Origin of the sequence: Nostoc sp. NMS4 (assembly GCF_017115095.1) — a bacterium.
Classification (GTDB): Bacteria; Cyanobacteriota; Cyanobacteriia; order Cyanobacteriales; family Nostocaceae; genus Nostoc.
In genome coordinates this window covers 1-9344 of sequence record NZ_JABXKI010000100.1, presented here as the reverse complement: position 1 = coordinate 9344, position 9344 = coordinate 1, and the positions used below count along the sequence as shown (strand labels likewise).

General features: G+C 41.9%; 8 protein-coding genes. 3 read left to right on the top strand and 5 right to left on the bottom strand.

Annotated elements, in window-relative coordinates:
- The coding region (locus HWQ37_RS07230; protein ID WP_292745339.1) for a pentapeptide repeat-containing protein at positions 1-1749 on the top strand (1749 nt) is incomplete at its 5' end.
- A gap of 438 nt (positions 1750-2187) precedes the next feature.
- Positions 2188-2766, top strand: coding sequence for a Uma2 family endonuclease (locus HWQ37_RS07225; RefSeq protein ID WP_292745337.1), 579 nt, complete (start codon positions 2188-2190; stop codon positions 2764-2766).
- Between the two features lie 196 nt (positions 2767-2962).
- Here HWQ37_RS07225 and HWQ37_RS07220 read toward each other — a convergent pair whose 3' ends face one another.
- Complete coding sequence (locus HWQ37_RS07220) at positions 2963-3445, bottom strand: PIN domain-containing protein (RefSeq protein WP_292745335.1); 483 nt, start codon at positions 3443-3445, stop codon at positions 2963-2965.
- 5 nt (positions 3446-3450) lie between these two features.
- Positions 3451-3690, bottom strand: coding sequence for a hypothetical protein (locus HWQ37_RS07215; RefSeq protein ID WP_292745333.1), 240 nt, complete (start codon positions 3688-3690; stop codon positions 3451-3453).
- Between the two features lie 324 nt (positions 3691-4014).
- Between HWQ37_RS07215 and HWQ37_RS07210 the strand changes: the two genes are divergently transcribed.
- Positions 4015-4719, top strand: coding sequence for a Uma2 family endonuclease (locus HWQ37_RS07210; RefSeq protein ID WP_292745341.1), 705 nt, complete (start codon positions 4015-4017; stop codon positions 4717-4719).
- Between the two features lie 47 nt (positions 4720-4766).
- Here the strand turns inward: HWQ37_RS07210 and HWQ37_RS07205 are convergent, their stop codons facing one another.
- From HWQ37_RS07205 to HWQ37_RS07195, 3 genes are all read right to left on the bottom strand, one after another.
- Complete coding sequence (locus HWQ37_RS07205; RefSeq protein WP_292745331.1) at positions 4767-6263, bottom strand: aldehyde dehydrogenase family protein; 1497 nt, start codon at positions 6261-6263, stop codon at positions 4767-4769.
- A gap of 113 nt (positions 6264-6376) precedes the next feature.
- Positions 6377-7099: a cyclase family protein gene (locus HWQ37_RS07200; RefSeq protein ID WP_292745330.1), complete on the bottom strand. Its 723-nt coding sequence runs from the start codon at positions 7097-7099 to the stop codon at positions 6377-6379.
- A gap of 655 nt (positions 7100-7754) precedes the next feature.
- Positions 7755-9344 (bottom strand): ATP-binding protein (locus tag HWQ37_RS07195; protein ID WP_292745329.1); only part of this gene is annotated, 1590 nt, incomplete at its 5' end.

Here is a 9344-nt window from a genome sequence, read left to right as displayed (position 1 = left end):
GGGATTAACCCCTTACAAAATTTAGCACTGGCATTTGTAGAATCAGAATTATCAGATATTGACCGAGCCTCACAATTAGCAAAAGCAGAAGAATTAATTGCCAAAGGTGCAGTTGGTTTAGGACAGTTGATTACTGCTGCACAAACTCAGCGCGTAGTGCTAGTGGTAGACCAATTTGAGGAAGCTTTTACTCAATGTCAAGATATTACAAAACGACAGCAGTTTTTTGAATTTGTGTTAGGTACTTTGCAGCGTGATGATAATAAACTCTGCCTCATAATTACAATGCGGGCTGATTTCTTTGGCAAATGTTTGGAGCAAGAGTATGGCGGACTAGCTAAGAAAATTCAAGAGCATTTAGTAACAGTAACACCGATGATTCGGGAAGAATTAGAAACAGCAATTATCAAACCGGCTGAACAGGTGAACTTAGCAGTAGAACCGGAATTAGTTTCTCAAATGATTGCAGATGTAGAAAATTCACCGGGGAGTTTACCGTTGTTGCAGTACACGCTGACAGAACTATGGCAGCAAAGAACTGAAGAACGATTAACCCTGACTACCTATAGCAAACTAGGTGGAGTCAGGGGAACCCTGCAAACACGCGCTACAGAAGTTTATGAATCATTATCACTTGAGGAACAGCAAGCAACAAAGCGGATTTTTTTAGAATTGACGCAGTTGGGAGAAGGAACAGAAGATACGCGTAGACAGGTTGTGCAACGAGATTTAGTTACTTCACAGCATCCAGAATTTGTGATTAATAGAATAATTCAACGGTTAGCTGATGAGAAGCTAGTTGTCACCAGTACCTTATCTAATAAAATTGCTGTAGTAGATGTTGCACATGAAGCGCTGATTCGCCATTGGTTGCTATTACGTAAATGGATTGAGGAAAGTCGGGACATACTGCGACAAAAGCGGAAAATTGAAGCGGCGGCTATTGAATGGCGGGATAGGCGAAGGATTAAGGATTATCTCTTTCAGGGAAAGCGGTTAAGAGAGGTAGAAGATTTTCAGAGGCAACAAACTGAGAACTTAAGATTATCTGACCTGGCTATTGAGTTTATTCAAGCAAGTGTCAGACAAAGACGGAATAATCGCTTTCAGTCAATTGCTTTTTTCTTAATTATCCCCTTGGGTTTATCAGTATATGTGGGCATAGTTATTGAGAAACAAATTAGGATAAACCAACTTTGGCAAACTGTTGATGCTGCTAGAGGAAAGGAGTATAGTCAGGCAAGAATTCAAGCACTTGAAAAACTGATCCAAGCTGGTGAGAGTCTATTTAAGAAAGATTTCAGCCGTGCTAACCTCAGCGATGCCAAACTCAGCCGTGCCGACTTCAGCGATGCCAACCTCAGCCGTGCCAACCTCAGCCGTGCCAACCTCAGCCGTGCCAAACTCAGCCGTGCCAACCTCAGCTACGCCGACCTTAGTGGTGCCGACCTCAGCAGTGCCAAACTCAGCAGTGCTTACCTCGGCGGTGCCGACCTCATCGGTGCCGACCTCAGCTACGCCTACCTCAGCGGTGCCAAACTCGGCAGTGCCAACCTCGGCGGTGCCGACCTCAGCTACGCCAACCTCAGCCGTGCCAACCTCAGCCGTGCCAAACTCAGCCGTGCCAACCTCAGCTACGCCAAAAACCTTACTCCTGAGCAAGTTAAATTTGCTTATAGTTGGAAGAAGGCAAAATATGACGAGGATTTTCGTGCCAAGCTCGGTTTACCACCAGAACCAACTAAGTGAATACTTTGGGGTTGCGTTTTTACTTCTACCCAATCCTGCAATGCAACTTTTTGCAAACTTTTTCTACATTATTATTCGACTAAAAGTAGTTCTTTTGCGGTCTTATTTGCGTCTATGGGCAAAACAAAAAGATTTATTTGTCAGAGCGAGTAAAGCTCACAAGACTCAGAGATTGCTTTGCTGGCAATGAGTTTTTATAATTAAGCGATCGCTCTTTATCGGAGATTGCTTTGCTGGCAATGAGTTTTTATAATTAGGCGATCGCACCAAACAAAGACGAACCCTGCATCTAGTTTGAAAAAATGGTGTTCAAGAGCGATGCCTGGGTTGGGCTACGCCTACGCTTGACTCTGAAATTCATTGCTAAGATGTCTTGATACAATTAGTTTGTGGTAAAAAGCTTCATTAAATTTTGATGTCATCCCCAATATAGTTACTATGACAGCGATCGCCATCAACTTAAACCCCATCATCCAACTCACCGACAATCAATTTTATCAGTTGTGTCGTGAAAACCCTGAAATCAAATTTGAACGCAATGCAAGGGGAGAACTTCTAATCATGCCACCCACAGGCGGAGAGACTGGAAATCGTAATATTGAAATTGCGGCAGATTTTGTGATTTGGAATCGTCAAACTCAACTAGGAATTTGCTTCGATTCTTCCACTTGCTTTAAATTGCCTAATGGTGCAAACCGTTCTCCTGATGTCGCTTGGATTAGAAAAGAACGATGGGATACACTTACACCTGAAGAGCAAGAAAAGTTTCCACCTATTGCACCAGACTTCGTTTTAGAGTTAATGTCACCCAGCGATACTTTGAAAGAAACCCAAGAGAAAATGCAGGAATATATCGATAACGGGGTTAAATTAGGTTGGTTAATTAATTCAAAATTACGTCAGGTAGAAATCTACCGTCTTGGTCAACCAGTGGAAATATTAGAACATCTAAAAGAATTATTAGGTGAAGATATTTTACCAGGATTTACTTTAAATTTAGCAATAATCTGGAGATAAATATTAATTTATGACAGCATCAAAAAGCGATCGCTCTTTTCGGAGATTGCTTTGCTGGCAATGAGTTTTTATAATTAAGCGAACTCTGAAGTAGCTTTTGTAAACCCTGAAGTAGCTTTTGCGAACCTTGAAGTAGCTTTTGCGAACCCTGAAGTAGCTTTTGCGAACCCTGAAGCAATTTCCGTCAACTCTGCATCTAATCTGAAAAAATGGCATCAAAGAGCGATCGCTTGACTCTGAAATTCATTGCTAGGATGTCTTGATACAATTGGTCTGTGCTAGTAATGGTGATTTTGCCATCTACCTGAAGTTTCTTAATGACTGCTAAGGTTCCCTTAACATTTAATCCCAGTCGAGTTGCTTCTTTTCTGGCTGCGAAGTCATCTAACATTATGTAATCTGTTTGTAATTCAGTTCCTAAAGCAATGGCCTCTGATTCCCCTCTCCCTAGTCGGATATTTAGACGATTGGCTAAAGAAAGTAATTGAATTTCTTTGACTAATATTTTCTCGGCATCAATTAAAGCTTTTACCTGCTGACTAGCTGCATCAGATTTAGCACTAATTTCTTCTGCAACAAAATTCGGTAAATAAAACTCATCGGCAGAATCTAGAAAAATATCGAGAAATTCCAGACGCAATAAAAAGATTAATGGAGAAGAGTTAAAAACAACCTTCACACACCCTACCAATCCTTTTCTCTAGCGATATCTTGTTCAGTCAAGTAAGAAAATTCCAGTCCCATCAAATCTAATAGTTGAAGAAATACATCAGGCTCTATTGCCATAATTTCTGCGGCTTTTTTCAAACTAATAACTCTCGAAAATAACGCCCCAATCACAAACAAAAATGTTTCTTTTTGCTCAATATTATTAAATAATGGAATTTCTGAGGCAACACTTCTTAATTCTTCCTTACTAGTCATAGGTATTTCAAGCTACCGACTGAATATCCTCGCTTATTATCCCAAACTTCTGCAAGCAATGTCTAGGAGATTGTGAAAAGGTTTCAGGCATTCCAAATGGTTGGCTTATTTACGCCGTGCTGTACTAGCGTGGCTGAAAGAGGCTTATTAGAGCATCTAATCTGAAAAAATGGCATCAAAGAGCGATCGCTCTTTTCAAAGATTGCTTTGCTCGCAGTAAGTTTTTATAATTAAGCGATCGCAGAACCCTGAAGTCACTTCCGGTAATTCTGCATCTAGTCTGAAAAAATGGTGTTAACTGATAACTGTCAACCACCAAGTATTATGTATAATTACAATCCCTTAGACTGCCTACCTTCATCGGCGGAATTACCAGATTCTGATGATACCCCTGTGGATAACGAACTACAAATATTAATTCCTAATTTATTGTTAGCCATCTTAGCTTCGATTTGGCAAACCCGTGATGACTGGTTTTTCGGTATCAACATGGGAATTTACTATACACCATTACAACCAGCTATAGTCCCCGATGGGTTTTTGAGTTTAGGTGTTGAACGTTTTGTTGGAGAAAACGGACGTTCTAGTTACGTTTTCTGGGAAGAAGAAGGGATTACGCCCATTTTAGCTTTAGAAGTGGTTTCTCAAACCTACAATGGCGAATATGAACAAAAGAAAATAGATTATGCCCAATTAGGCATTTTATATTACGTCATTTATGCACCAACGCGGCTACGTCGTAAGCGTCAACCTTTAGAAGTTTATCGCTTAGTTGAAGGTAAGTATATTTTACAACTCGGCGATCAAATTTGGATGCCAGAAATTGGTTTAGGGATTGGACGAGAACAGGGTACTTATCAAGGAAGAATACGAGAATGGCTGTTTTGGTATGACCAAAATGGTAACAGATACCAAACTCCAGAAGAGGTAAACGCACAACACCAACAACAGCTAGAACAAACTCAGCAGCAGCTTCAAGAACTTTTAGCCAGATTACAACAACAAGGAATTGACCCAAATTTATTATGAACTACCCCTGGCTTAAACTTTCGCACAGCCAGAGGTAGTTCATTATCTTAACTGCGATTATCTATCTGAGCGCGTTGCAAACTTCCAGAGAAGTCAACATAGACACTTTTCCATTCTGTGAAAACGTCCATTGCAGTAGTTCCAGCTTCGCGGTGTCCGTTACCTGTTTGTTTCACACCACCAAAGGGCAAGTGTACCTCTGCGCCAATAGTGGGGCCGTTAATATAGGTGATACCTGCTTCGATGTCGCGCATGGCAGTAAAAGCGCGGTTGATATCACGGGTGTAAACTGAAGAAGAAAGACCATAATTGCTATCGTTGAGAATTGCGATCGCATCCTCAAAAGAGCTAACCTCAATTAATCCCACTACTGGCCCAAATATCTCTTCACGAGCAACTCGCATATCAGGAGTTACATCATCCAAAATAGTTGGTTGAAAGAAGTAACCGTTTTTCAATAAGCCTTCACTAGCAATTTCCCCACCAATTAAAACCTTTGCCCCTTCCTCACGAGCGATATCCAAATACTTCCTCACCTGTTGGAGTTGTTTTTCATTGACTATCGGGCCAATATCTGTATTCGGGTCAGTGCCAGCACCCAAGCGTAATTTACTGGTACGCTCATAGAGCATGGCGGTAAATTTTTCTTTGATATCACGATGCAAAATCAGCCGACTAGTAGCCGTACACCGTTGCCCAGTTGTCCCAAATGCTCCCCATACTGCACCATCAAGAGCAAGTTCTAAATCGGCATCTTCCATCACTACTTGAGCGTTTTTACCACCCATTTCCAAACAGACACGCTTGTGAGTGCGTCCGCAAGTCGCGCCAACAAAAGCACCGGTTTCGGAAGAACCGGTAAAGGATACCAAATCTACATTAGGATGCTCAACTAAAGCTTTCCCCGCCTCCTCTCCCACACCATGCACCAAGTTAATTACTCCTGGTGGTAAACCTGCTTGTTGAAAAATTTCAATCAATTTAGTTGCACAAGCGGAAGTATCTTCGGCAGGTTTGAGGATGACTGTATTGCCACATACCAAGGCTGGCATAGCTTTCCAGCAAGGAATTGCCACAGGGAAATTCCAGGGAGTAATTAAAGCACAGACTCCGATGGGCATCCGCACAGTCATGGCGAATTTATTGGACATTTCTGAGGGTGTGGTTTGCCCAAATAGTCGCCGCCCTTCGCCAGCACTGTAAAAGGCGCAGTCAATACCTTCTTGCACATCTCCCCTAGCTTCCGTCAAGGGTTTACCCATTTCCCGACTGATTAACTGGGCAAGTTCTTCTTTATGCTGGAGTAATATTTCTCCAACGCGAAAGATGTATTCTGCCCTCGCTGGGGCTGGAACTATGCGCCAACTGCGGTAAGCTTTACGGGCTGCGGCTACTGCTGTATCAACATCTTTAATTTGAGAACGGGGGAATGTGGCCACCACTTCGGTTTTGTCAGCAGGGTTGCGACTTTCTAAGGTTGCTTCCCCAACAGCACTCAACCATTGGCCATCTATATAATTGCGGCAAGATAGCGGAGTTGTCATCTTGAAAATCTCCGGCTGATAATCTACTGAAACTTGTGTATTAAGTTTGCTTGCTTTCTAGGTTATCCTCAAGTTTAGGAAATTGGCGCGATAAGCAAATATCGATATAAAAATTAAGGCACGAATGCCAACACACCCACAGGAGAACCAGAACCACCACGTAATCTTAGAACTGCGATCGCTAGAGTAGTACCTTTTGGTGGCAGTTGATCCAAATTTGTCAGATTTTCCAACACCAGGCGCGGTTGTTCTAAAACTAGGCGGTTAACTGCAAAACTGTTATCCTGTCCGGGGTCTACGCCATGAGTATCAATTCCTACCCCAGCAATTTGCCGTTCATCCAGTAAAAATTGAGTTGCATCAGTGCCAAACCCAGGAAAGTGGGCAATTCCCTGAGCATCATTATTGAAAAATGCACTTTTATCCAACCACTTTTTCTGCCAACCAGTATTCAGTATAACTACGCAACCCGGAAAAATTTCACCGTGTTCTGCTTCCCAAGCCAAAACATCAGCAATAGTCAGGGCATAATCAGGATTAATCGCTGTGGCTTGGCAAACATTTATAACTACCGCAGGTACAACCAAAGACTGGGCTGGGTATTCGTCAATTCCCACGGTAGAAGTATGAAAACTGTTAGGGGCGTTGATATGGGTAGCGCTATGTTCTCCCAAGGAGAAACGCCGCAGGTAATAGCCATCATTATTTAGTTCAGCCACAGTCTCAAATTCTACTATCGGATCTCCAGACCATTGGGGAATATCTACGTCAATTACATGACTTAGGTGGATAACACGTGTGTAGGTGATACTATTTTGACTTTGGGGTTGTATCATCCCAGCCTTTTATTTTATTTGTACTCAGGGATTTTTTTATCGAACAGAATTCAGGAGTCAGGAGTCAGAATTCAGAATGAATTCTGTACGACTGGTGGATGAATAATTGGGTTTAAAACCCCTACTGAACGGTAGTTCAGTGGCTCAAAATCAGTCGCCGGTCTGAATCCCCGACTGATTTATTCTGACTCCTGAATTCTGACTTCTGAATTCTTCTTCAACAGGTACGTAGGTACAGATCGTTGTGTACATCGTCTGGGTTGGGCTACGCCTACGCAAAGATAGTACTACGATTACAACGTTTTTTAAACCTAATTCCCTATATTACCTATATTAAAAGAGATAATCCCCCCAATTCTTCTAAATTTTAGGTTATTGAGGGGGTTCAAATGTTGCAGCAAAAAGTGAGTTAATCTTAGTTAACAACTATTAGGTTAATTTTTTATTAAGCTTAGATTAAGATTAGGTAATCCAAAAATTAAATATGCGTTATCCAGAACCCTTGTAAAGACATCTATTTTCTATTGTGTGATTCTACCAGGACTTACGCACTGAGATCCCCCAACCCCCTTAAAAAGGGGGCTTTAGAAGTTCCCCCCTTTTTAAGGGGGGTTAGGGGGGATCTAGGTTTCAGGCTTCAGTGTGTAAGTCCTATCTACGTTGAGGGTTGTTGTTTTAGTGGAATCATCACAACAAACTCGGCACCTTCTCCTGGTGCTGAAATACACTGGATCTTTCCACCGTGTTTTTTGACTACAATTTGGTAGCTAATTGATAATCCCATACCTGTACCTTTACCCACAGGTTTTGTCGTGAAGAAGGGGTCAAATAGGCGTTTGCGTACTTCCTCAGTCATGCCTGAGCCATTGTCAGCAATTTTAATGATTAAATGGTCTTCTTGAATAAGGCTGCAAATGCGAATTTGTGGAAAAGTCATTTGTCCTTGGTCATTTGTCCTTTGTTCAATGTTGTTTACTAATGACATAGGCGCTGCGCCTTCCCGTAGGGTATGACAAATGACTAATGACTCTTCTAAAGCATCGATCGCATTTGTCAACAGATTCATAAACACCTGATTCATCTGTCCAGCGTGACACACTACTGATGGTAGGTTGCCGTAGTCTCGGATTATTTGGATTTCAGGATGTCCTGGTTTGGCTTTGAGGCGATTTTGCAATAGCAGCAAGGTGCTATCTATACCTTCATGAATATCTACTGCCTTTGTACCGTCTTCATCAAGGCGAGAAAAATTACGTAAAGATAGGACAATCTGCCGAATGCGTTCGGCTCCCATCTTCATAGACTCCAAGATTTTGGGTAAATCTTCCTTGAGAAAGTCTAAATCAATGGTATTGATTTGTCGATCGATCTCTGGTATTGGTGGGTAATAATTTTGTTGATAAAGTTCTACTAAGTGCAGCAAATCCTTGGTATATTCACGGGCGTGGCTAATATTGCCGTAAATAAAATTAACAGGATTATTGATTTCGTGGGCAATACCTGCAACCAATTGTCCTAAACTGGACATTTTTTCAGTTTGAATCAGTTGCGCTTGGGTTTGTTGAAGTTCTAGCAGTGCTGCTTGTAGTTGCTGGGCTTTGTCTTGGGCGGTTTGGGCAGTGATGCGACTTTGGGTGTAAAGTTTAGCTTGGTCAATAGCGATCGCTAGTTGAACTGTAACTGCTTGTAGTAATTCTACTTCGTTGTTCAGCCAAGGACGAAAGCCACTACAATAACCACAGCTAAATGCACCAATTTCGCCAGATTGGGTATGTACAGGCAGGGACATGAAGGCAGTGAAACCAAAATCCTCCAAAAACTGCTTTGCTATGGAATCGCTCACAGTCTCAGCATCATGAATGCGGATGATTTCTCCGTTCAAGGTTTTAGCTGCGATTAGTTCGATTTCGGCATTCGTCGCTTCTTGATCGTTAAGCAGACAGGGTAAAAAGGAACTTTTCGCTTCATATACTTTTTCCCAGTAGGGTACATCAGCATCTTGCCGATACCAAAAGAAGACGCAGCGATCGATCTGGAATAAGTTATGAATCTCCTGCACTGCGGTTTCCACAATATGATTGAGATCCAAAGAAGCTCGAATCTGATGAGAAAGACGATTGAGTAGTGCTTCTCGCTGGACGCTTTCTCTGAGTGCAATTTCTGCTTGTTTGCGGTCAGTAGTGTCATAGCAAATACCAATGAAGTTTAAAACATTACCATTGGCATCTCTGATCACAGATGAGTT

What these genes read in the sequence shown, in the direction of transcription:
- HWQ37_RS07225 (WP_292745337.1), top strand. Translation starts at nt 2,188, where the DNA reads ATGACAGCGATCGCCATCAACTTAAACCCCATCATCCAACTCACCGAC.
- HWQ37_RS07215 (WP_292745333.1), bottom strand. Translation starts at nt 3,690, where the DNA reads ATGACTAGTAAGGAAGAATTAAGAAGTGTTGCCTCAGAAATTCCATTA.
- HWQ37_RS07210 (WP_292745341.1), top strand. Translation starts at nt 4,015, where the DNA reads ATGTATAATTACAATCCCTTAGACTGCCTACCTTCATCGGCGGAATTA.
- HWQ37_RS07205 (WP_292745331.1), bottom strand. Translation starts at nt 6,263, where the DNA reads ATGACAACTCCGCTATCTTGCCGCAATTATATAGATGGCCAATGGTTG.
- HWQ37_RS07200 (WP_292745330.1), bottom strand. Translation starts at nt 7,099, where the DNA reads ATGATACAACCCCAAAGTCAAAATAGTATCACCTACACACGTGTTATC.